General features: G+C 73.8%; 17 protein-coding genes and 1 riboswitch. Of the genes, 9 read left to right on the top strand and 8 right to left on the bottom strand.

All coding sequences use genetic code 11. From position 1 onward, the window contains the following. Positions 1-34: 34 nt before the first annotated feature. The 3 genes from BIV28_RS03770 to BIV28_RS03760 are packed head-to-tail and all read right to left on the bottom strand — an operon-like array spanning position 35 to position 2,606. A complete protein-coding gene (locus BIV28_RS03770; RefSeq protein WP_076259343.1) occupies positions 35-832 on the bottom strand; it encodes an SDR family oxidoreductase in 798 nt (265 codons plus the stop codon). After that, complete coding sequence (locus tag BIV28_RS03765; RefSeq protein WP_076259342.1) at positions 829-1,620, bottom strand: acylneuraminate cytidylyltransferase family protein; 792 nt, start codon at positions 1,618-1,620, stop codon at positions 829-831. Before BIV28_RS03765 ends, BIV28_RS03770 begins: the two co-directional genes overlap by 4 nt. Continuing rightward, the gene (locus tag BIV28_RS03760) at positions 1,617-2,606 is read right to left on the bottom strand and encodes a Gfo/Idh/MocA family oxidoreductase (protein ID WP_076259341.1); all 990 of its coding nucleotides are present in this window, start codon (positions 2,604-2,606) and stop codon (positions 1,617-1,619) included. Before BIV28_RS03760 ends, BIV28_RS03765 begins: the two co-directional genes overlap by 4 nt. 45 nt (positions 2,607-2,651) lie before the next feature. On the opposite strand from BIV28_RS03760, the gene BIV28_RS03755 reads away from it, so the two are divergent. The 9 genes from BIV28_RS03755 (at position 2,652) to BIV28_RS03715 (ending at position 13,920) form a co-directional block, all read left to right on the top strand. Then, complete coding sequence (locus tag BIV28_RS03755) at positions 2,652-4,112, top strand: lipopolysaccharide biosynthesis protein (protein WP_242652747.1); 1,461 nt, start codon at positions 2,652-2,654, stop codon at positions 4,110-4,112. A 70-nt stretch (positions 4,113-4,182) separates the two neighbouring features. Next, entirely contained in the window at positions 4,183-5,616 is a 1,434-nt protein-coding gene (locus tag BIV28_RS03750) for a hypothetical protein (RefSeq protein WP_242652746.1), read from the top strand. Position 5,617: 1 nt separating this feature from the next. Continuing rightward, on the top strand, positions 5,618-6,259 hold the full coding sequence (locus tag BIV28_RS03745; RefSeq protein ID WP_076259338.1) for a NeuD/PglB/VioB family sugar acetyltransferase: 642 nt from the start codon (positions 5,618-5,620) through the stop codon (positions 6,257-6,259). Continuing rightward, entirely contained in the window at positions 6,256-7,338 is a 1,083-nt protein-coding gene (locus BIV28_RS03740; protein WP_242652745.1) for an N-acetylneuraminate synthase family protein, read from the top strand. Before BIV28_RS03745 ends, BIV28_RS03740 begins: the two co-directional genes overlap by 4 nt. 1 nt (position 7,339) lies before the next feature. After that, positions 7,340-8,575: a UDP-N-acetylglucosamine 2-epimerase gene (gene neuC, locus BIV28_RS03735; RefSeq protein WP_076259337.1), complete on the top strand. Its 1,236-nt coding sequence runs from the start codon at positions 7,340-7,342 to the stop codon at positions 8,573-8,575. Further along, positions 8,572-9,627, top strand: coding sequence for a nucleotidyltransferase family protein (locus BIV28_RS03730; protein WP_076259335.1), 1,056 nt, complete (start codon positions 8,572-8,574; stop codon positions 9,625-9,627). The genes neuC and BIV28_RS03730 overlap by 4 nt, the downstream gene beginning before the upstream one ends. Positions 9,628-9,748: 121 nt before the next feature. Then, on the top strand, positions 9,749-10,759 hold the full coding sequence (locus tag BIV28_RS03725; RefSeq protein ID WP_076259333.1) for an SDR family NAD(P)-dependent oxidoreductase: 1,011 nt from the start codon (positions 9,749-9,751) through the stop codon (positions 10,757-10,759). Further along, positions 10,756-11,955, top strand: a complete 1,200-nt coding sequence (locus BIV28_RS03720) for a DegT/DnrJ/EryC1/StrS family aminotransferase (protein WP_083706997.1) — start codon at positions 10,756-10,758, stop codon at positions 11,953-11,955. The genes BIV28_RS03725 and BIV28_RS03720 overlap by 4 nt, the downstream gene beginning before the upstream one ends. 78 nt (positions 11,956-12,033) lie before the next feature. After that, the gene (locus BIV28_RS03715) at positions 12,034-13,920 is read left to right on the top strand and encodes a Na+/H+ antiporter (RefSeq protein ID WP_076259332.1); all 1,887 of its coding nucleotides are present in this window, start codon (positions 12,034-12,036) and stop codon (positions 13,918-13,920) included. An 18-nt stretch (positions 13,921-13,938) separates the two neighbouring features. Here BIV28_RS03715 and BIV28_RS03710 read toward each other — a convergent pair whose 3' ends face one another. The 5 genes from BIV28_RS03710 to BIV28_RS03690 form a co-directional block, all read right to left on the bottom strand. Beyond that, positions 13,939-16,650 carry a bifunctional glycosyltransferase/CDP-glycerol:glycerophosphate glycerophosphotransferase gene (locus tag BIV28_RS03710; RefSeq protein WP_076259330.1) on the bottom strand — a complete coding sequence of 904 codons (2,712 nt, stop codon included), beginning with the start codon at positions 16,648-16,650 and terminating at the stop codon, positions 13,939-13,941. Continuing rightward, positions 16,647-18,389 (bottom strand): stealth family protein, encoded by a 1,743-nt coding sequence (locus tag BIV28_RS03705; RefSeq protein WP_076259329.1) that lies wholly within the window; start codon positions 18,387-18,389, stop codon positions 16,647-16,649. The genes BIV28_RS03710 and BIV28_RS03705 overlap by 4 nt, the downstream gene beginning before the upstream one ends. A 157-nt stretch (positions 18,390-18,546) precedes the next feature. Then, on the bottom strand, positions 18,547-19,590 hold the full coding sequence (locus BIV28_RS03700; RefSeq protein ID WP_076259327.1) for an LD-carboxypeptidase: 1,044 nt from the start codon (positions 19,588-19,590) through the stop codon (positions 18,547-18,549). A 52-nt stretch (positions 19,591-19,642) separates the two neighbouring features. Next, positions 19,643-20,959, bottom strand: coding sequence for a bifunctional o-acetylhomoserine/o-acetylserine sulfhydrylase (locus BIV28_RS03695; protein WP_076259325.1), 1,317 nt, complete (start codon positions 20,957-20,959; stop codon positions 19,643-19,645). Between the two features lie 89 nt (positions 20,960-21,048). After that, positions 21,049-21,165: riboswitch (SAM riboswitch) on the bottom strand. 167 nt (positions 21,166-21,332) lie between these two features. Beyond that, positions 21,333-22,025: a hypothetical protein gene (locus BIV28_RS03690; RefSeq protein ID WP_207555735.1), complete on the bottom strand. Its 693-nt coding sequence runs from the start codon at positions 22,023-22,025 to the stop codon at positions 21,333-21,335. Positions 22,026-22,417 lie beyond the last annotated feature (392 nt).

Raw genomic sequence — 22,417 nt, 5'->3', positions numbered from 1 at the left:
GGGCAGGCCGGACCGACGACCCCGGCTGGGCGGCCTACCAGGCCGTCCAGCCGCCGTCGACGGCGACGACCTGGCCGGTGACGTAGGCCGACGCGTCGGAGGCCAGCCACGTGACGACGCCGCGGAAGTCGTCCTCGGTGCCCATCCGGGCCAGCGGCGTCAGCGCCTCGTAGCGCTCGACGAACGCGTCGTCCTGTCCGCGGGCGATGCCGCCGGGGGCGAAGGCGTTGACGCGCACGTCCGGCGCGAGGACGGTCGACAGGTAGCGGGTCAGCTGGGCGAGGCCCCCCTTGCTCGCGGCGTAGGCCGCCGGGTTGCCCATCCGGGTGCCGGCGTAGAGGCCCATGTTCGGCCCGACGAGGCCGTAGATGCTCGACACGTTGACGACGCTGCCGTGGCCACCGGCGCGCAGCAGCGGGGCGAGGCGCCGGGTCAGCGAGAACGGCGCCGTGAGGTTGAGGGCGAGGGCCATGGTGAACGCGTCGTCGGTCTGCTCCTCGAAGGGGACCGCGTAGCCGGGCACGCCGGACGTGCCGGTGAAGGCGGCGTTGTTGACGAGGACGTCGCAGGCGCCGAGCCCGGTGACGGCGTCGACGACCGCGGACAGGCCTTCCGGGTCGAGGAGGTTCGCCGCGAGCGGCACGTGGTCCGCGCCGGCCAGCCCGTCGGCCGCGGCGGCGCAGGCGGACGCGTCGAGGTCGACGACGACCACCCGTGCGCCTGCGGTGGCCAGGGCGTCGCAGAGCACGCGGCCGAGCGGCCCGGCCCCGCCGGTGACGACAGCGGTGCGGCCGGTGAGGTCGGTCGAGTGCGTCGGGTGGCCGGCGGTCATCGGGTGTCCTTCGGTGCGGTGGGGCGGCCCTCGAGCCAGGGCAGCGTGATGAGGCCCGCGCCGACGAGGGCCTCGATGAGCCGGAACTCGTACTCGTCGTCGATCGAGAAGGCCTGGGCCTCGGGGATCTCCAGGCCCGCGTGCGTTCCCTCGTCGAACCACGACGCCTCGAGGCGGCGCACGAAGTCGGCCCGCCACAGGTAGAAGTTGCCGTTGATGCGCAGGAACCGCGCGGCGTCCTGGCGCCGGGTGATCCCGGTGCCGGCGTCGATGAACCGGGTGAGCGGGCCGTCGGGGCGCGACGCGTCGGCGGGCCGGACGCCGACCCACACCGGGTTGAAGGTCGGCTCGGACACGGCGATGACGCCGTCGAGCGCCGGGTCGTCGGCGAGGCGCCGGGCCGCCTCGGCCAACTGGGCCGGGACGCGGGAGGGGCTCGTGGGGTCGAGGAGCAGGACGGCGTCGTAGGCCCGGCCCTCGTCGGCCTCGACCCACTCGAGGGCGTGCCGCACGACGGGGGCCATCGGCGCGTCGTCACCCGCGAGGCGGGCCGGGCGCAGGAAAGGTGCCTCGCCGCCGTGGGCCCGCGCGACGTCGGCGATCTCCTCGGAGTCGGTGGTGACGACGCACCGGGTGACCTCGGGCGTCATCGCCGCGGCCCGCACCGAGTGCGCGACGAGCGGCAGGCCGGCCAGCGGGCGGATGTTCTTGCCGGGCAGGCCCTTCGATCCACCTCGGGCCGGGATGACCGCGAGGATGCGAGGCGGGCTAGTTGGTTGGGTCGTCATGACAGCTTCCTCGCTCGGTCGCAGAGGTCCAGGGTGGCCAGCCCCTCGGCGAGGGTGGCCGGGGCGCCGGCGGCGTGACGCGTCGGGGCGTCGGTGGCGGGGGAGAGGTCGAGCGCGGCGCGGGCCTGGGTGGCCATCGTCGCGTCGCGGTCGAGGTCGGCGTCGAAGACGCGGGTGGTCACCGACCCGTCGGCCCCGGTGTGCCGCACCGTCGCGGACGGCACGTCCCACTCGAGGCACCCGTCGGGCCCGCGCAGGACGAGGCCGCGGGTCGCCGGACGCGTCACGTAGTCGAGGCGGCACGTGACGGTGGCCCGGCCGGCCGACCAGAGCAGCGTCGCGGCCTGCTCGGCCTCGATGTCGAGGGGGCCGTCGTGCTCGAGCCGGGCGCCGAGGAGCGTCGGAGGGCCGAGCAGCACGGAGAGGTAGTCGAGCTCGTGGACGAGGTCGCGCAGGACCCCGCCCTCGTCGGCGCGGGCCGAGTAGGACTCGCGGTGGTCGCGGTCGGGGCGCCAGTCGGGCAGCCACGACTGCGACCACGCGTGTGCCGAGACGGTGCCACCGGGCGTGCTGCCGAAGACCGAGCCGACCGAGCCGAGCACGTGCCGGAACGCCTCGTGGGCGCGCAGCGGCGCCGCGACCCAGACCTCACCGGCGCGGGGGTGGGCGGCGAGTGCCTCCGCGTCGACACGCGTCGGGGCGACCGGCTTCTCGAGCAGCACCCGGCGGGCGCCGGCGTCGAGCGCGGCCACGGTGTCGGCCACGTGCCGGCCGGTGTCGGTGGCGACGACGACGAGGTCGGCAGCGGCGAGCAGGGCCGGCGCCGACGCGTCGCCGACGACGCGGACGCCGGGCAGGTCGGGGTAGGCGTCGGAACCGCGCGGTCGTACCGGCCACAGCGACACCGAGCACCCGAGGGCCGAGAGGACCCGGGCGTGGCGGCGGCCGATCGACCCGGCACCGCGCACGACGACGCCCGCGCTCACCTCGCGCTCACCCGGTCCTCCTTCGCCCCTAGTAGGTTCACCATCGTGGCAGACGAGCGCGAGTCCCCGGTGACCGACACCGAGCCGCCGGCGCCCGGTGGCCCGGGCGCGTCCGGCTCGCCCGGTTCCCTCGGGGCCCACTCCGTCGTCTACCTCGTCGGCACGGCGCTGCAGGGGCTCGGCGTGCTGCTCGTGCTGCCCTTCGCGACGCGCGTGCTCGGCGCGACGCAGTTCGGCCGCGTCGCCACCGGCCTCGTCGTCGTGCAGATGGTCGGCACCATCGCCGCGGCCGGCCTGCCGCAGGTGATCCTCCGCGAGCACCACCGGGGCGCCGAGGGCCCGCGGGTGGCGCGTGCCCTCGCCGGCACGATGGTGCTGCTCGCTGTCGCGCTCGGGGTCCTCGGCCTCGCGGTCGCGCTCGTCCTGTCAGCCGCCGGGCACGCCGACCTGTCCCAGTGGCTGCCGCTCGTCGTCGCCTCCGTGGCGCTCACGACCGTCGTCTCGGGACAGACGCTGATGCGGGCTCGCCTGCAGCCGTGGGGTTTTCTCGCGCTCGCGGTCGTCGCGACCGTCGGCGCGCAGCTCACCGGCGTCCTCGCCGCGCGCGCCGACCGCAGCGCGGCCACGTACCTCACGGCCTACGCGTCGGTCGTCGTCCTGGCGGCTGTCCTCGCCCTGGTCCTCGGCCGGCCGCTCCCGCCCACGGCCGAGCGCGAGCGCGTCCGGTCGGGCATCCGGCTCGCGGCGCCGCTGCTGCCGCAGGCGGTCGCGATGCTCGGGCTGCTGTCCGGCGACGTCCTGCTCGCCGGGTGGCTCGTCGGCACGGCGGCCGCCGGGGAGTACCAGGTGGCGCTCCAGCTCGGGAACATGCCCTTCGTCCTCGCGGTCGCGCTCTTCAACGCGTGGGGCCCGCTCGTGCTGTCACGACCGCTCGCCGACCGGTGGGCGTGGACGGCCCGAACCGGCACGGCGCTGACGACGGTCGTCGGGGCGGGGGCCGCCGGCGTCGCGCTGCTCGGCCCGTGGCTCGTGGCGGTCATGGCCGACGCCTCGTTCGACCGCGCCGCCATCGTCGCGGCGCTCGGCGTCGTGTCGACGGTGGCGGTGTCGTACATGGTCTACCAGGGGTCCTCGCTCGCGGTCCTCGACATCGAGCGCACCGGGCACCTGGCCTGGGCGGCGCTCGTCGCGCTCGCCGTCCTCGCCGGCACGGCCTGGCTGCTGACGTCGGCGACCGGACTCGGGCTCGTCGGTGTCGCGGTGGCCAAGGCGCTGGCCTACGTCGTCCTCATGGCGGCGACGACGTGGTCGGCGGTGCGGCACTCGCCGCTGCGCTGGCCGGGCCGGCTCGTGCTCGTGGCGGTGGTCTCGGTGGTGCTCGCGCTCGTCGGGGCGTTCCTGCCGGCCGAGGGCGTGGGCCTGTGGCTGCGTGCCGGCCTCGCGGTGGCGGTCGCCGGCGCCGCCCTCGCCCTCGCGCCCGGCGTCGTGCGGAGCCTGCGCGGATAGGATGGGGCGCCGCCGGGAGGCGCCCCCGACCTCCTCCCGACCCCGACCTTCCAGGAGAGACGCTTTCGTGGTGACACCCCTCGTCCACATGGGACTGGGCTACGACGACCTCCTCGTGCCGGCGCTCGTCCACGCCGGCTTCGAGACCAAGGACCTCGTCCTCGTCGTGCGCACCGACGCCAACCTCGCGTGGGTGCGTCGTCATGCGCCCCGCGCCACGACCGTCCGCCTGCCGTACGCGCAGGCCCGCAAGGCCAACGTCGTCAGCGGCCTGGCCCCGCACGCCGCGCTCAAGCGCGCCTGCGCCGGCATCGGCCTCGACCCGCTCGACCTGCTCGTGTCCGAGCGGGCCCTGCGGCGCAACCGCGTCGACACCGCGATGAACTTCCTCAACCTCGCCGCCGAGGAGCTCGAGGCCGTCATCGCCGACCGCGGCCCGATGCTCGCGCTCGTCGAGTTCACCGTGACCTCCGAGCTGCTCACGGCCGGGCTCGTCACCCACCACGGGGGCCTGGCCACCTGGCCGCGCGGCATCCGGCTGCCCTCCGACCGGTTCGGCCTCATCGGCGCGCCCAAGGGGATCACCCTGTGGGAGCGGCAGGTCGAGGACCCCTCGGCCGTGGCGGCGGGCGAGCGGTTCATCGCCGACTGGCGCACGGAGCACGGCCGGCCGATGGGCTACGCCCGCAACCTCAAGGTCGAGACGGGCGGCGAGATCTGGCGCCTCGCCACCGACCGCGTCAAGGAGTTCGCCGTCGACCGCGGCGCCAACCTCCAGCTGCCGCGCCCGAGCGACTACGCCCGGCTGCCGTGGCTCAACCCGGTCAAGGCCCGGCTCAACCTGCGCGAGTACCGCTCGCGGCAGTGGGACCCGGTGCCCGAGCGGTTCGTCTTCCTGCCGCTGCAGGTGCAGCCCGAGTCGAGCGCCGACGTGATGGGCCAGGAGTGGCGCGACCAGGCCTACACGGCACGCGTCCTCGCCGACGCCCTCGCGCCGCTCGGCATCGGCGTCGCGGTCAAGGAGCACGCGCACTTCATGTGGCGTCGCGACCCCGACTACTGGCCGCAGTTCGACGCCCACCCGAACATCGCGACGATCGACCCGTTCGCCGACTCCCGCGACCTCATGAAGCGGGCCGTCTTCACGACGACCGCCACCGGCACCGTCGGCCTTGAGGCCGGCCTGCTCGGGCTACCCGTCGTGTCGGGTGCCCGGATGCCGTGGAGCGCCCTGGGCAACGTCGCGACGCTCGCGAGCCCGGACGACCTGACGCAGTTCGTCGCCGACCGGGGCTGGGAGTCGCTGCGCGCCGACGAGAAGGACATCGACGCGTGGTTCGCCCACGAGTACGTCCGCAACTCGTGGGAGGGCCTCGTGCTCGACCCGCCGCGCGTGCCGGCCGTCCTCGAGCCCGACAACATCCGCAAGGTCGGCGGCGCGCTGGCCGAGGCGGCCACCGCGCTCGGCCACGTGCCCGCCGATCACGCACCGAAGGCGGTCTGACGTGGCGGCCTGGGTCGTCCTCGGCGCCGGCGGCCACGCCCGCTCGGTCGTCGACGTCCTCGAGCGCGCCGGTCACCGCGTCGTGGCCGTCGCGGGCGACGCCGGCGGGCGCGACTGGCACGTCGAGGCGCTCGAGACCGACGTCGACGCGCTCGACCGCGCCGAGGCCGACGGCCTCGAGGTCGCCGTGGCGATCGGCAGCAACCCGGCCCGGCTGCGGCTGCTGCGCGAGATCGCCGAGCGCGACCTCGCCGCCCCGCCGGTCGTCGCGGCCACCGCGACCGTCGCTCCGCACGCCCACCTGGGCGCCGGCGTCGTCGTGCTCGAGCACGCCCACGTCGGGCCCGCCGCCGTTCTCGGCACGGCCGTCGTCGTCAACACCGCGGCCGTCGTGGAGCACGACTGCAGCGTCGGGGAGGGCGCCCACATCGCGCCCGGCGCCGTGCTCCTCGGGGCCGCGACGGTCGGGGCCGGCACGCTCGTCGGCAGCGGCGCGCGCGTCCTGCCGGGGGTCCGCGTCGGGTCCGGGGCCACCGTGGGCGCCGGCGCGGTCGTGACCACCGACGTGCCCGACGGCGTCACCGTCGTCGGCGCGCCCGCCCGCGAGCCCCGTCCGACCACCGACCCCGGAGGCCGCCTGTGACCACCCCTGCCACCGACCAGCTGCCCGGGACCCCGCCCCGCGTCCGTGCCGTCGACCTCGCCGGCACGACGGTGCCCACTCCCGGACAGGTGCACGTCATCGCCGAGGCGGGCGTCAACCACAACGGCGACGCCGAGCTCGCGCACCGCCTCGTCGACGTCGCCGCGGCCTCCGGCGCCGACGCGGTGAAGTTCCAGACCTTCTCGCCCGACAAGCTCGTGTCCTCCGCCGCGGCGACGACGCCCTACCAGCGCGACCGCGGCGGCAGCACCGACCAGCGCAGCCTCCTCGAGGCGCTGACGCTGCCCGAGTCGGTGTGGGCGGAGCTGCGCGACCACGCCCGCGAGGCCGGCACGACCTTCCTCTCGACGCCGTTCGACCTCGACAGCGCCGAGATGCTCGTCGGCCTCGGGCTCACCGCCCTCAAGGTCAGCTCGGGCGAGCTGACGAACCTGCCCTACCTGCGCGAGCTCTCGCGGCTCGGGGTCACGCTGCTCGTGTCGACCGGCATGGGCACCGAGGCCGAGGTGGCCGACGCCGTCGAGGCCTGCGCCGAGGCGCCGGGCCTCGTGCTCTTCCACTGCGTCTCGGCCTACCCGGCGCCCGTCGACGAGTGCAACCTGCGCGTCATCCCCGCCCTCGCCGCACGGCACGGCGTGCCCGTCGGCTGGTCCGACCACACGCCGGGGCTCACGACTGCCCTCGGCGCCGTCGCGCTCGGCGCCCCGGTCCTGGAGAAGCACTTCACGGCCGACCGCACGCTGCCCGGCCCCGACCACCTGGCGAGCCTCGAGCCGGACGCCCTCACCGAGTACGTCCGCGAGACCAAGGCCCTGGCCCGCGCCCTCGGCGACGGCGTCAAGGTGCGCCAGCCGTCGGAGGAGGAGAACGCGACGCTCGTGCGCCGGTCCTGGCACGTGGCCGCCGACCTGCCCGCAGGGCACGTCCTGACGGGCGCCGACCTGCGGCTGCTGCGCCCCGAGGGCGGCGTCAGCCCGGCGGTCGAGGTGCGCGGACGCGTCCTGGCCCGCGGCGTCACGGCCGGCGCCCCGCTCACCGACGCCGACCTCGAGGCCTGAGGTGACGGCTCCGGACGCCGACGGCGGGCACCGCACGACCGTCGCCGTGTTCGTCGGCACGCGAGCCGACCTCGGCCCGCTGTCGCCGGTGCTCGAGGCGCTGGCGACGGCCGACGACGTCGACCTGCTGGTGCTGACCGGCGTCATGTACGCCGCCGACGACCTCGCCGCAGCGCTGCCGCCGGCGCTGTCGCGCGAGGCGTGGGGCGAGCGCGTCGTGCCGCTCGCCCAGCCGATGACCTCCGTCACCGTGGCCACCCAGCTCGAGCAGGGCGCCGTCATCGCCCGGGCTGCCGGGGAGGTGCTCCGACGCGTCGGAGCAGAGGCGCTCGTCGCGCTCGGCGACCGCTGGGAGCTGCTCTACGTCGTGCCGCCGGCGTTCCTGCTCGGCGTGCCGGTCGTGCACCTGCACGGCGGCGAGGTCACCGAGGGAGCCGTCGACGAACGCATCCGGCACGCCGTGACCAAGCTCGCCGACCAGCACTGCGTCGCCTCCGAGGAGTCGGCGGTGCGCCTGCGCCAGATGGGCGAGCCCGCCGACCGGGTGCACGTCACGGGCGCGCCGGGGCTCGACCGGCTCGCCGCCGCCGAACCGCTCGACGACACGGCCCTGGCCGGCGTCGTCGGGGTCGAGCGCATCGAGCGTCCGTTCGCGCTCTTCACCTACCACCCGCCGACGGCCCAGCCCGGCGCGCCGGTCGGCGACTGGGCGAGGGAGGCGGTCGAGGCGACCCTCGCCGCCGCCGGCACGGTCGTGGCCACCCACCCGGGCATGGACGAGGGGCGCGAGGCGATCATCGCCGCGCTCGAGGAGGTCGCGGCGCGCGAGCCGCGGCTGCGCGTCGTCGAGGCCCTCGGGCGCGACTACCCGCGCGTCCTCGCCTCGGCCGACGTCGTCGTCGGCAACTCCAGCTCGGGCGTCATCGAGGCGGCGAGCGTCCACGTGCCGGCCGTCGACGTGGGGGAGCGCCAGCGCGGCCGCCTGCGCGGGGCCAACGTCGCTCACGCCGACGAGGGACGCGCACCGGTCGAGGCCGCCGTCCGGGCGGCGCTGACCCCCGAGGCCCGCGAGCGGGCCCGCGCGACGACCAACCCGTACGGAGCCGGTGATGCCAGCGGCCGCGTCCTCGCTATCGTTCGGGGAGCGGGCAGCGGCCCGCGCGTCAAGCGCTTCGTCGACCTGCCCGTCACCGGCGGAGCCGCACCAGCGAGCCCGATGGGCGAGGAGGACCGGTGACCGCCCGTGACCTGCGCGCCGCGAGCGCGCCGACGACGGCGACGATCCGCGACGCCCTCGAGGTCGTCGACCGCAGCGCGACGCTCGTGTGCCTCCTCGTCGACGACGCCGGGCGCCTCGCGGGCCTGCTCACCGACGGCGACCTGCGCCGCGCCTTCCTGTCGGGCACGAGCCTCGAGGACCCGGCCCTCGCCCACGCCACGACGAGCCCGCACACCGTCGCGGCCGGCTCGCCACGCGCGCTCGTCCTCGACCTCATGCAAGCCCTGCGGATCTCCGCCGTGCCCGAGGTCGAGCGGGACGGCACGCTTGTCGGGCTGCACACCCTCTCCGACGTCGTCGGGTCGGCGCCGCTGCCGAACGTCGCCGTCGTCATGGCCGGTGGCCGCGGCACCCGCCTCGGCGACCTGACCCGCGACACCCCCAAGCCGCTCATGACGGTGGCCGGGCGCTCGATCATCGAGTGGATCGTGCTCGGCCTCGTCGGCGACGGCATCCGCGACATCTACGTCAGCGTCAACTACCTGGCCGACCAGATCGAGGAGCACCTCGGCGACGGCTCGCGGCTCGGCTGCACCGTCCGCTACCTGCGCGAGGACCCCGAGCTGCCGCTCGGCACGGCCGGCTCGCTGACGCTGCTGCGCGAGCAGCGCCCCGACCTCGACCACCCGGTCGTCGTCATGAACGGCGACCTCATGGTCGACTACGACGCCGCCCAGCTGCTCGAGGCGCACGAGCGCAGCGGCGCGGCGGTCACCGTCGCGACCCGCACCTACCAGCACGAGGTGCCCTTCGGCGTCGTCGAGAGCGAGGGCGGACGAGTCACGGCGCTGTCGGAGAAGCCGACCCTCAGCTTCGACATCAACGCCGCCGTCTACGCCGTCGAGCCGCGCGCGCTCGCCTGGCTGCCCGTCGGCCGCGCGAGCACCATGCCCGAGCTCGTCGAGACCTGCCTCGAGCGCGACGAGCCGGTGGCGGCCTGGCCGATCCAGTCCGAGTGGATCGACGTCGGCACGCCCGGCGACCTCGCCCGCGCGCAGGGCCAGGCGTGACCCGACGGCCCCTCCCGACCTCCGTACGAGAACGATGACACCTGACGAGAAGGCAACTGTGACAACGGAACTGACGCCGGAACTGACGACGGAACTGACGACGGACCTCACGCCGAAGCCGATGAGCGACTCGATCGCCGGCAAGACCGTGCTCGTGACCGGCTCCGACGGCTTCATCGGCAGCAACGTCGTCGAGCGGCTCGTCGCCGACGGCGCGAAGGTGCGCGCCTTCTGCCTCTACAACTCGAACGGGTCGACCGGCTGGCTCGAGGAGTCCGACGCGTTCAAGCAGGCCGTCCGCGACGGCCGGGCCGAGGTCGTGCTCGGCGACATCCGCGACCCCGAGCACGTCATGGCCAGCGCCGAGGGCGTCGACGTCGTGCTGCACCTCGCCGCGCTCATCGCGATCCCGTTCTCCTACGTGGCGCCCCGCTCGTACGTCGAGACCAACGTCATCGGCACGCTCAACGTGCTCGAGGCGGTCCGACGCCAGGGCGTGCCGCGGATGGTCAACACCTCGACCTCCGAGGTGTACGGCACGCCGGAGTCGGTGCCGATCACCGAGGAGCACCCGCTGCGCGGTCAGTCGCCGTACTCGGCCACGAAGATCTCGGCCGACAAGATGTGCGAGTCCTACGCCCTGTCGTTCGGCACGCCGGTGATGACGCTGCGCCCCTTCAACACCTTCGGCCCGCGGCAGTCGACGCGCGCCGTCATCCCGACCGTCCTGTCGCAGCTGCTCGCCGGCGCGTCCGAGCTGCGCCTCGGCGACCTGAGCCCCAAGCGCGACTTCACCTTTGTCAGCGACACCGCCGACGGGTTCGTGCGCGCGGCCCTGGCCGACGTCGAGCCGGGCGCCACGATCCAGCTCGGCACCGGGCGCACCGTGTCGGTCGGCGAGGTCGTCGAGCTGTGCAAGAAGGTCACCGACAACGACGCCGAGGTCGTCACCGAGAGCGACCGGATCCGCCCGGAGAACTCCGAGGTGCAGATCCTGCTGTCCGACCCCTCGCGCGCCAACGCGGTGCTCGGCTGGGCCCCGACCGTGTCGCTCGAGGAGGGCCTCGCGGCCACGGCCGAGTGGCTGCGCCCGCGCGTCGACCTCGAGACGGCCGCGCGGTACCACCGGTGAACGGCGCCGCCCCGACGCCGCCGGCGGGCGAGGCGCACGCACCCGGCGCCCGCGGTCCCGAGGGCACGATCCCGCTCGCCGTGCCGAACATCGGCGAGCTCGAGCGTCGGTACGTCCTCGAGGCCGTCGAGTCCGGTTTCGTCTCGTCGGTCGGTCCCTTCGTCTCGGAGTTCGAGCGCCGCTTCGCCGAGCGCGTCGGGGCCAGGCACGCCGTGGCGTGCTCGACGGGCACGGCCGCGATCCACATCGGGCTGCTCCTGCTCGGCGTCGAGCGCGACGACGAGGTGTTCTGCTCCGACTTCACGTTCGTCGGGTCGGTCAACCCCATCGCCTACCTCGGTGCCCGGCCGGTCCTCGTCGACTCCGAGACCCGCACCTGGAACCTCGACCCCGCGCTGCTCGCCGGCGAGCTCGATCGCCGCGCGGCCGAGGGCCGCCCGCTGCCGAAGGTCGTCGAGGTGGTCCACGTGCTCGGCCAGCCCGCCGACATGGAGCCGCTCGTCGACGCCTGCGAGCGGCACGGCGTGGCGATCCTCGAGGACGCCGCCGAGTCGCTCGGTGCCACGTGGTCGGGCGGCCGGTACGCCGGTCGGCACACCGGGACGGTCGGCCGCGTCGGCTGCTTCTCCTTCAACGGCAACAAGATCGCGACCACCGGCGGCGGAGGGATGCTCGTCACCGACGACGACGAGCTCGCCGCGCGGGCCCGCCACCTGACGACCCAGGCGAAGGTGCCCGACGTCGGCTACCTGCACGACGAGGTCGGCTACAACTACCGGCTCACCAACCTCGCCGCCGGCCTGGGCCTGGCCCAGCTCGAGCGACTCGACGACTTCGTCGCCGCCAAGCACCGCATCGCGGCCCGGTACGACGACGCCTTCGCCGACCTGTCGCTCGTCCTGCCGCCGCGGGTCGAGGGCATGGACGCGACGTACTGGCTCTACTCGGTGCTGATGCCCGAGGGCGACGGCCGCGGCCGCGACGAGCTGCTCGAGCACCTGCACGCCCGCGGCGTCGGGGCCCGTGCGCTCTGGCGTCCACTGCACGCGCAGCCGCCCTTCGCGTCGGCACCCGTGCTCGGCGGCGGTGTCGGCGACGGCCTCTTCGCCCGCGGCGTCTCCCTGCCGTGCGCGACCGAGCTGACCGACGCCGACCAGCAACGGGTCATCGAGGCGGTCCGCTCCTTCTTCTCCTGAGGCGGCTGCGGCGGGGCCCCGGAGACCACGCGTCGGTCGGGAGTCCCGCTGGGGCCGGGTTGTTGGCAGGATGGCCCGGTGGAGATCGCGACCGGGTTGCTGGCGATCGCCGCGACCGTCCTCGGCGGGGCGTGGCTGGCCGACCGGCTGCGCCTGCCCGCCCCCCTCGTCCTCATCCTCGTCGGCATCGTCGGCTCGTTCCTGCCCTTCGTGCCGGAGGTCGCGCTGACGCCTGAGGTCGTCCTCCTCGGCATCCTGCCGCCGCTGCTCTACGCCGCCGCCATCCAGACCTCCCTCATCGACGTGCGCACGTACAAGGGCACGATCCTGTCGCTGTCGGTGGGGCTCGTGCTGTTCACCGCGCTCCTCGTGGCGCTCTTCCTCGACCAGGTGCTCGGCCTCGAGTTCGCGGTGGCCTTCGCGATCGGTGCCGTCGTCGCGCCGCCCGACGCGGTGGCCGCCACCGCGGTGGGGCGGCAGATCGGGCTGCCCCGCCGCCTCGTGACGATCCTCGAGGGCGAGTCCCTCGTCAACGACGCCACCGCCCTCGTCGCGCTGAGCACCGCGCTCGCCGCGGCCGGGCTCGCCACGGGTGGGGCCACCCGCACCGTCACCTTCGGCGGTGTCGTCGGGCAGTTCGTCTGGGCGTCGGTGGGCGGTGCCGCGATCGGGTCCGCCGTGTCGCTCGTCGTCGTGTGGCTGCGCAGGTGGTTCTCGACCGAGCCCGCCTTCGACACGGTGCTCTCGTTCATGGTGCCCTTCGCCGCCTACGTGCCCGCGGAGGAGCTGCACGCGTCGGGCGTCATCGCCGTGGTCACCGCCGGGCTGGTCCTCGGGCACCGGTCGCCCCGGTCGCAGACCGGCGCCTCCCGCCTGGCCGAGCGGATCAACTGGGGCTCGATCCAGTTCCTCCTCGAGAACACGGTGTTCCTGCTCATCGGCCTGCAGGTGTTCTACGTCGTCGAGAAGGTGCGCGACTCGGCACTCTCGTGGGGGACCATCGCGTGGGCGGCGTTCGGGACGCTCCTCGTCGTCCTGCTCGCCCGCCCGATGTGGATCTTCCCGTTCCGGTGGGCCAAGGCCACCCTGCTCCGGCTCGAGGCGCCGTCGCCCTGGTCGCACACGGCGGTGCTGTCGTGGGCGGGCATGCGCGGCGTCGTGACGCTCGCGGCGGCCCTGCTGCTGCCTCCACAGACGCCGCACCGGGAGGTGCTCGTCCTCGTCGCGGTCGTCGTCACCGTCGGGACGCTGCTCATCCAGGGCACGACGCTGCCCGGGCTCGCGCGCCGGCTCGGGGTGCGCGGCCCGGACCCGCGCGAGGACGCCCTCCAGGCCGCGACGGTGCTCCAGGCCGCCACGCGGGCCGGGCTCGACGCGCTCGAGGCCATGCCCGACGTCGACGAGGCGACCCGCTCGACGCTGCGCGACCGCGCCGACGACCGGCTCAACCAGATGTGGGAGCGCCTCGGCCCGCGCGGCGTCGACGTGGACGAGACGCCGAGCGAGCGGTACGTGCGCGCCCGGATGGCGATGCTGCAGGCCGAGCGCGACGAGGTGCTGCGCCTGCGCGACGAGGGGCGCGCCGACCAGGCGGTCCTGCGCGTCGTGCTCGGCGCGCTCGACCTCGAGGAGACGATGCTCGACCGGATCGACGACCAGCAGGAACGACTGGCAGAGAGCGAGATGTTGCCCGTGGAGACCATCGAGGCCCCGTGCGAGCACCTGGAGGACACCGACGCGTGCGCCGAGCCACGCACGCCCGAGGGCTGCGAGGAGTGCCTGCGCGACGGCACGACGTGGGTGCACCTGCGCCTGTGCCTGCAGTGCGGACACGTCGGCTGTTGCGACTCCTCGGAGTTCAAGCACGCCACGGCGCACTTCCACGAGACGCAGCACCCGGTCATGCGCTCGATCGAGCCGGGGGAGACGTGGCGGTGGTGCTTCGTCGACGAGGTCGTCGGCTGAGCGCAGCTCAGCACAGGCTCAGCGCAGGCCGGTGATGGCCTCGACGATCCGCTCGGCGTTTCCGCGGTCGCGGTGGGTGAAGAAGGCGTCGGCCCGGTCGGCGTAGGTCTGCTCCACCGCCCCACCCGAGCGCAGGTACCCGACGACCGCCGCCACGGCATCCTCGGCCTCGACGGCCGCGGGCCCGAATCCGTGGTCAGCCGGGTCGAAGTAGCCGGGGCGGTAGTGGCGGGCGTAGAAGTCGTCGCGGTCGAACGGGCACAGCACCGTGGGCGTGCCGAGGTACGCGGCGTCGAAGAACGTCGAGGACCAGTCGGTCACGAACACCGAGCACTCGCGGATCGCCGTCTGGACGTCCCGGGAACGGGGATCGCCGAACACGTACCTCGGCTGGGCCTCGATGAGGTCCCTGACGTGGGGGGCCACCTCGTAGTGGGGCAGGAACTCCAGCGTCGCGTCGTGCCGCTCGAGCTCGGACTGGAGCTCGGGCGAGGCGAGGAAGGCCCGGAGGAACGTGATGTAGGCGGAGTCGGCCAGGGCCTCTCGGGCCGCGCGTGACCGGGCGTAGGACGGGCTGACGAGGTAGCTGCGCCACGTCGGCATGAACAGCACCCGGGGCCGGTCCCGCTCGGCCGGCACCAGGGTGTCGAACCGGGCCAAGCCCGTGGTCACCACCTGGTGGGTGTAGTCCATCCGCTCGCGGACGAAGTCGGCCTCGGCCTCGGAGGAGGTGCAGAAGAGGTCGAACCCGGTGATGCCCCGGTGCAAGGCGTGGGACACGTCGTTGTAGATGACGCCGTGCTGAAGGAAGACCCGCCGGCTGCCGACGCGCCAGGCCAGGTGGCGCTGGTACTGCTCGCGCGACCAGCCGTCCGGGAGCATGTAGGCGTCGATGTCGTAGGAGTTGACGAGGACCGACGCGTGCAGCATGAGCCAGCGGTGCCGTCGGCTGCTGTGCGCCACGACGTTGCCGAGCCGCGACAGCTCGGCGAAGCCCGGCGCGTCGCGGTCGAGCACGTAGTAGACCGGCAACTGCGGGTGGTGCCGGCGGACGTAGCGGAACAACGCCACGGAGTTGTCCTGGGTCGTGTCGCGCCGCTCGCCGAGCAGCCAGATCTCCTTGTGCCGCATGAACGGTCGCGACAGGGCGCGTCGCAGCCGCTCCGCGCCGAACGGGGCCCGGGCGCGGAAGGCCGCGAGGTCCTCGCGCAGCAGGCTCCGGCTCAGGCGGCGGCGCTCGGCGAGGGTGCCGGCCCGGCGCACGGACAGCTGGCAGTTGTCCCAGCGGTCGACGCGCGGGACGATGCTCAGCCCGGCCCGGCGGTGGTGGCGCGCCGAGCGCAGGTAGCCCTGGCTCGGCTTGGTGCGGGTCGAGGCCTGGCCGGTGGGCGTGTAGAAGACGAGGCGGACGTGGTGCTGGCCCTCCTTGAGACGGGCGAGTGGCACGACGGCCTCGAACCCGCTGTGGCGCAGCTCGGGGGCGCGCGCCGCGACGTCGGCGCGCTCGACGACGCGTGCCGGGACGGTGACGCCGCTGCCACGGACGCGCAGCCCGAGCTCGAGGGTGGAGGTGGCGCTGAGGTCGAGGCCCGGCACGTTGAGCCGCCCGGTCACCACGAGCTCCTTGCCGTGGCGCACGGTCACCGACTCCAGCCAGGCGTGGACGGTGTCGAGACCCATGACCTCATCGAGGTCCTCGTAGCGGTCCAGCACGAGCCGCCCGTCCTGGGCGCGCACCTGCGTGGCGTGCGCCGCGCGCCGGGAGAACAGCTCGTAGTCCTGCTTCATGACGGCGCCGTACGGGATGCGGTGCCGGGCGTTGAGCGCCGCCCCGGTGACGGCGTCGGTCGGGAAGTCGCGGTAGACCGACACCGCCCGGTCGAAGAAGTCGCGCAGCGCCGGCCCCTCGAGCATGTCGGGTGCCCGCAGGAGGAAGCCCTGGAAGCTGCGGACCATGAAGGACCGGAGCGCGGCCGCGCTGCCGTCGTCGAGGGCGGGCAGCAGGCGCGCCAGCATCTCCTCGACGAGCAGGTGGTCCTCGAAGTTCTGCGGGTTCGAGAAGAGCGAGTCCATGATCGAGCCGCTGACCTCGCGCTTGCGGTAGCGGTAGACCACCGTCCGCGTCAGGACGGTACCCCGGGACCACAGCAGCGCCGGGAGGGTGACGTAGACGTCCTCGAAGTGCACCCCCTCGCCGAACCGCAGCCCGTGCGCCTGCAGGTGGCTGCGACGGAAGACCTTGTTGCAGGCGCTCGCGCTGTGCACCAGCGCCGGGGCCTCGGCCAAGCTGTCGACGTGCCGGGGCTCCGCCCTCAGCTCCGCCTGCCAGGGCCAGGTCGTGGCCTGCGGGAACGTCTGCATGTTGCCGACGACGACGTCGACGTCGTCGGCGACCAGGGCGCGCAGCGCCGCCGTGGCGCCCGGCGGGAGGACGTCGTCGGAGTCGCAGAAGGCGACGAACGTCCGCGTCGACGCGTCGAGGCCCGCGTTGCGCGCGGCGCCGAGGCCGGCGTTCGGCTGCTGGATGAGTCGCACGTTCCCGTGCAGCTGCGCGAACCGCTCCGCGATGTCGCCCGACGCGTCCGTGCTGCCGTCGTCGACGAGGACCACCTCGAGCTCGGCGAAGTCCTCCTGCGCCTCGATCGAGGCGAGGCACTCGGGCAGGTAGCTCTCGACGTCGTAGATCGGGACGATGACGGTGAGGTCGTTCGCGGCGTCCGGGACGCTCATGCCTCGTCACCGTGCGGCGCGCGCTCGAACGAGGAGGGCAGCGGGAAGTACTGCTGCAGGAAGGTGCGGATCATCCGTGCCTGGGTGCCGGGGTCGATCCCCGTGGAGTCGTGGTCGTTGAGGCAGAAGACGTCGAAGTTGCGCTTGCGCAGCAGGCCCTCGAGGCGGGCGGGCGTGTCCGGGCGGGCGATGTCGGCGTAGAAGTAGGCGATCGACCCCGGCACCGCACGGCCGGTGAAGTAGCCGTAGTAGTGCGCCAGCGACGACGGGATGGCGATGTCGGAGTCGCTCCTGAACTGCGCCCGCGAGGTGCGGCCGTGGTCCTCCGCGAAGGTCTGCTCGATCTCCTCGAGCACGGAGCGGCGCATCGCGTGGGGGACGTGCTTCATCTTGTTCGTGACCTGGTGCCCGAAGGCCGACAGGACGAGGTCGCGGTTGCGCTTGCCGGCGGCCATCACCGGCCAGTCCTCGGGGGCCGGGCCGCCGAGGTTGATCTTGGCCGTGGACGGGAAGAAGTTCGTCAGGCCGTTGCTGCGCACGAAGCGGCTCGGCTCCACCGACCGCCCGAAGAAGACGTCGTCGTTGAGGTAGAGGAAGTGCTCGGACAGCCCGTCGATGTGGTGCAGCTGCGACTCGATGGCGTGGGAGTTGAAGGTCGGGAGGCTGTCGTGGTCGGTGAAGATGTCGCGGTGGTCGACCACGGTGATCTTGGGGTGGCTCGCGTCGAGCCAGGACGGCACCTGGGCGTCGGTCACGACGTAGACGTGGTTGACCCACCCGGCGTACATCTCGAGGGACCGCAGCGAGTAGCGCAGCTCGTCCCGGGACAGGAAGCGCGAGGAGTTCGTGGCGAGGCGGTTGACGGCGCCGGCTCCCTTGACCTCCCGGAGGGTCCGGGCGTACCGCTCCTCCCAGGTGGGGTCCGAGCCGTCGACCCACGTGTAGACGACGTCGATGGGCGTGCGCACGGAGTCCAGGGTCGGGTGGCTGACCCGGGCCAGCGTCGGGCGGGTGCGACCGTCCACCTCGCGCAGCGCGACCGCCTGGTTCTCCGGCTCGACGACGTCGATCCAGTGGTTGCGGCGGGGCGCGACCCACGTGCCGGCCGGCACGGGCTGGCTGCCGAGCGCGAGCGGGCCGTCCTGGCTCGTCTCCTCCCAGAACTGCACGTCGCAGCCCAGGTCGCTGCCGCTGAGGAACTGGCGGTCGGGCGTGCAGAGCGCGCGGAACACCCGCAGGTGCGACGCGGCCCCGGGGATGGCCCGGTGCCCGATGATCCGGGGGCGCACGACGCGGCCGCCCGAGACCGGGGCCGCGTACGCGCCGCTCGGGGCCAGCTCGCTCTCGAGGGCGACGCGGGCGTCGTGGGCGGCGTCGGACGGTACGACGACGAGGCGCCGGCGGTTGGTCTCCGACTCGAGCACGACGTGCTCGACGCCGTGGGTCTCGAGGGCGTCCGCGACGAGCGCGAGGTTGTCGGCGAGGACCCGCACGGACGAGAAGGTCGTGGTCGGGTGGGCGAGCCAGTTCTCCTCGCCGTTGGACACCGTGACAGCGCCGCCGCGCAGGCGGTGCGGCACGGAGGCGAGGGCGCGGGTGGCCCGTCGGTCCCGGTACCGCCGCTGGACGTCGGTCGTGCCGTGCACGAGCGGGCGGACGCGGAGCCACCACGCCCGGGGGACCCGCCTCAGCAGTCGGACCTTGAGGTTGTGTGGCAGGTGGTCGGCGAGGCGTGGCATGTGAAAGTGAGCTCCCTGTGGCGTCGCTCGAGTGCGCGCAGCGACATGTGACGCGTCCGACGACCCTCCCCGGCCGTCAGGCAACGTGAAGGAAACTAACACCGTGGACCCGGCTCAGGGTGCTAATTGCACCAACCTGTGCTAAACCCGCGCGGCGTCATTCCAGGCGCTGCGTGACCGTGTGCGTCCCCGACGTCGGGTCGTGGACGATGCTCGTCGTGGCGCCCTGCACGAGGGCGAGGAACGGGGCGACGTGGCCGCACTCGACGTCGGCCACGATCGGCAGGCCGAGCATGCCGAGGGCGTCTCGGACGGCGTCGTGCTGGGTGAACCCGTTCGGCTCCGGCGCGTTGGTACGTGACACGAGGACGCCGTTGGCCGCGTCGAAGAAGCCGCGCAGGCGCATCGCGTGCAGCGCGCGGCAGATGTCGTACGAGGCCCACTCGGCGATGTCGAGCAGCACGACGAGCCCGTCCGGGGCGTGCCGTGCCGCGAAGGCGTTGGCGTCGCCGAGGCTGCCGCCGGCGAGGAAGCCGATCGTCTCGACGCAGCCGCCGACGAGGCGCCCGGAGAAGCTCGCTGCATCGCCCTCGTGCCCGGGGTCGATGCGGGTCCACGTGCCGCGGCCCTCGAGGGTCATCCGCGAGACGGTCGGGTTTCCGGCGTAGTCGTCCCAGCCGCCGGAGCGGAACCGTCCGGGGGAGCGCTGCACCAGCTCGTCGCCGGCGGATGCCGCAGCGACGTCGACCCAGTGCCGGATGCCGTCCGGCAGCACGTATGGGGTGTCCATGAGGTTCTGGCCGTGGATCGTCGCCAGGCCCGTCGTGAGGGTGAGCGGCGTCAGCCACGTCGAGGTGTCGGAGAAGCCGACGCACCACGTCGGCTCGGCGGCCGCGACGGCCTCGAGGTCGAGCAGGTCGAGCAGGTCGATGCCGGTCTCCCCGCCCCACGGCGGGACGACCGCCCTGATCATCGGGTCGAGCAGCATCGACATGAGCTCGGCGGCGCGGGCCTCGCGCGGTCCGCTCACGTGGCTCGGCGCCTGGTTGAGCTCGCCCACGACGACGTCGAAGCCGCGGTCCCGGAGGCACTGCACCGCGTGGGAGAACCGGCCCCAGAGGGCGTCCGGGACGCCCGAGCTCGGCGACGTGACGCCGATCCGGTCGCCGGGGCGGAGGGGAGCGGGGTAGCGGATCGGCATGGCGACATGGTGTCAGCCCCGCCGACCCGCCACCCCCGGGCTTTGGCCCGGCTCAGGCCTTGGCGGCCGCGAACCCCTGCTCGAGGTCGGCGAGGATGTCGTCGACGTGCTCGATGCCGACGGACAGGCGCACGAGGCCCGGCGTCACGCCGGCGGCCAGGCGGTCCGCGTCGGGGCCCTGGGAGTGCGTCGTCGACGCCGGGTGGATGACGAGCGAGCGGACGTCGCCGATGTTGGCGACGTGGCTGTGCAGCGAGAGCGCCTCGACGAACTTCTTGCCCGCCTCGAGCCCGCCGACGATCTCGAACGACAGCACCGCTCCGGCGCCACGGGGCGTGTACTTCTCGGCGAGGGCGTGGAACGGGCTGTCCGGCAACGACGCCCACACGACGCGCTCGACCTGGTCGTGGCCCTGGAGGTACGCGGCGACCTTGTGGGCGTTCTCGACGTGGCGCTCGATGCGCAGCGACAGGGTCTCGAGGCCCTGGGCGATGAGGAACGCGTTGAACGGCGAGGCCGCCGGGCCGAGGTCGCGCAGCAGCTGCACCCGCGCCTTGAGGATGAAGGCGAGGTTGGCGCCGAGCGGGCTGCCGACGCCGAGGTCCCGTGCGAAGACGAGCCCGTGGTAGCTCTCCTCGGGCGTGTTGTAGTTGGGGAACTTCTCCGGGTCCGCGCCGAAGTCGAACCGGCCCGCGTCGACGATGACGCCGGCGATCGACGTGCCGTGGCCGCCGAGGTACTTCGTCGCCGAGTGGACGACGACGTCGGCGCCCCACTCGATCGGCCGGATGAGGTAGGGCGTCGCGACCGTGTTGTCGACGACGAGCGGCACGCCGTGCTCGTGGGCGAGGGCCGCGACCGCCTCGATGTCGAGGATCTCGCTCTTCGGGTTGGCGATGGTCTCGCCGAAGAGCAGCTTGGTGTTCGGGCGGATCGCCGCGCGCCACGAGTCGATCGAGGTCGGGTCCTCGACGAAGCCGACCTCGATGCCGAACTTCGGCAGGGTGTGCTTGAAGAGGTTGAACGTGCCACCGTAGAGGCTGGGGGAGACGACGACGTGGTCGCCCGCCTCGGCGATGTTGAGCACGGCGAGGGTCTCGGCGGCCTGGCCGGACGCGACGAGCAGCGCGCCGACACCGCCCTCGAGCGCGGCGATGCGCTGCTCGACGACGTCGGTCGTCGGGTTCATGAGGCGGGTGTAGATGTTGCCGAACTCCTTGAGCCCGAACAGGTTCGCCGCGTGGTCGGTGTCGTTGAAGACGTAGCTGGTCGTCTGGTAGATCGGCAGGGCGCGTGCCCCGGTGGCGCTGTCGGCGGACTGCCCGGCGTGGATCTGCTGGGTCTCGAAGGACCACTTCGGCTCGGTCATGGGTCGTTCTCCTCGTTGTCCTCGGTCGGTGACCGGGGTGCCCGAGGGGACGGGTCCGGCGCACCGACGGGTCGGTGCGGGAGAGGATCTCTCCGCGCTTGCCCGCGCGCCGGGTGGCGGCGGGCCAGGTCCTCACCCGGGGCACCCCGCCGCGGTGGGAGGGTTGCCGGTCAGCGAGCCGGGGCTTGACGCTGACACTCATGACCTGCCGGCGAGTGTACGGACGCGTGTCCGCGAGGCGGGAGCGCGTGTCCTCATCGTGGACGCGCCCCGGACCGACGAGAAGTGCGCCGTGGCGCAGTTGTGGCGGTGTTCCGACGTCGTACCGGCGCGGAAAGTGCGCCGTGGCGCAGTTGTGGCGGTGCCCGGCGCGCTAGCCCCGGATCTCGGACGGCCTCGGCACCGTGATGGCGACGGGCCGGTCCACCGACTGGATCGTGATGCTGACGTCGATGAGGGAGAACAGCGCCTGGAGCTGCTGTTCCGGGAGCTCCTTCGACCCGCCGTAGACCGTCGTCATCCCCCACCCCGTGCTGTCCCGACCGGTGATCCGTGCCTTCTCGACGTTGCCCGCGCCGTCCAGGCTCACGGTCGTGTAGAGCTCCCCGGACAGCTCCGTGCTGAGCTCCTGCCCGTCGGCCACCAAGGTCCCGAGGCCGAGGGCCCGCAGTCCCTCCTTGGCGTCGACGTTGCCCGAGATCTCGCCGAAGCCCACGTCGCTCGCGGCGACGAACGTCGTGAGTGGCACGGGCAGGGCACTGATCTCCTCCGCAGCGCGGCCGACGCCCGCGCGGGCCAGGTCTACGTCCGACGCGCGGCGCCACGAGCCGGAGCCGCCGGAGATCCTGGCGAAGGCACCCTGCGGGGTGACGACGAGGTCGAGGTCCCCGGCGCGGGCGTTGCCGCGCAGGGTGGCCCGCACCGCGAGCCGGTGGGCATCGGCGTCAACGGTGAAGTGACGGGTGTAGGTGACCCGGTTGCCGCCGACGTCGACGCTCCCGACGACGGTGTACCGGGCGCCGTGCGCAGCCTTGAGGCCGGCCTGTGCCAGCGACCAGCGAGCCACCGCGTCGGTGGTGGGCGTGGTGGCGCTGGTGGCCGTGGTGCCGGTTGACGTCGGTGGCGCTGCGGCGTCCGTGTCAGGCGCCGAGGCCCGTGGGCTCGGCTGCACCGGCGTCATGACCGGTCCGGCTGTGCGCGCAGCGTCCGGTGACGGCGACCCGCTCGTGCACGAGGCCAGCGACGCTGCGGCGACGGCAGCGGTCAGTGCCGACGCGACGACCCTTCTTCCCCTGTTCGGTGTCACGAGTCGCGAGCGTAGGGCGGCCTCGCGGCGCGTGGGGTGGAATGTCGCAGATGCACGCCTCGGGGACGGGGGCGGAGCACCGGGCGCCGCGCCGCCGTGTCGTCGATCACTAGGACGTCCTACTAAACCGAACCCGCGAGTAGGATCTGCGC

The organism is Intrasporangium flavum (genome assembly GCF_001956915.1).
Classification (GTDB): domain Bacteria; phylum Actinomycetota; class Actinomycetes; order Actinomycetales; family Dermatophilaceae; genus Monashia; species Monashia flava.
Note: the sequence above shows the minus strand (reverse complement) of the source record. Positions and strands in the feature narration are given on the sequence as shown.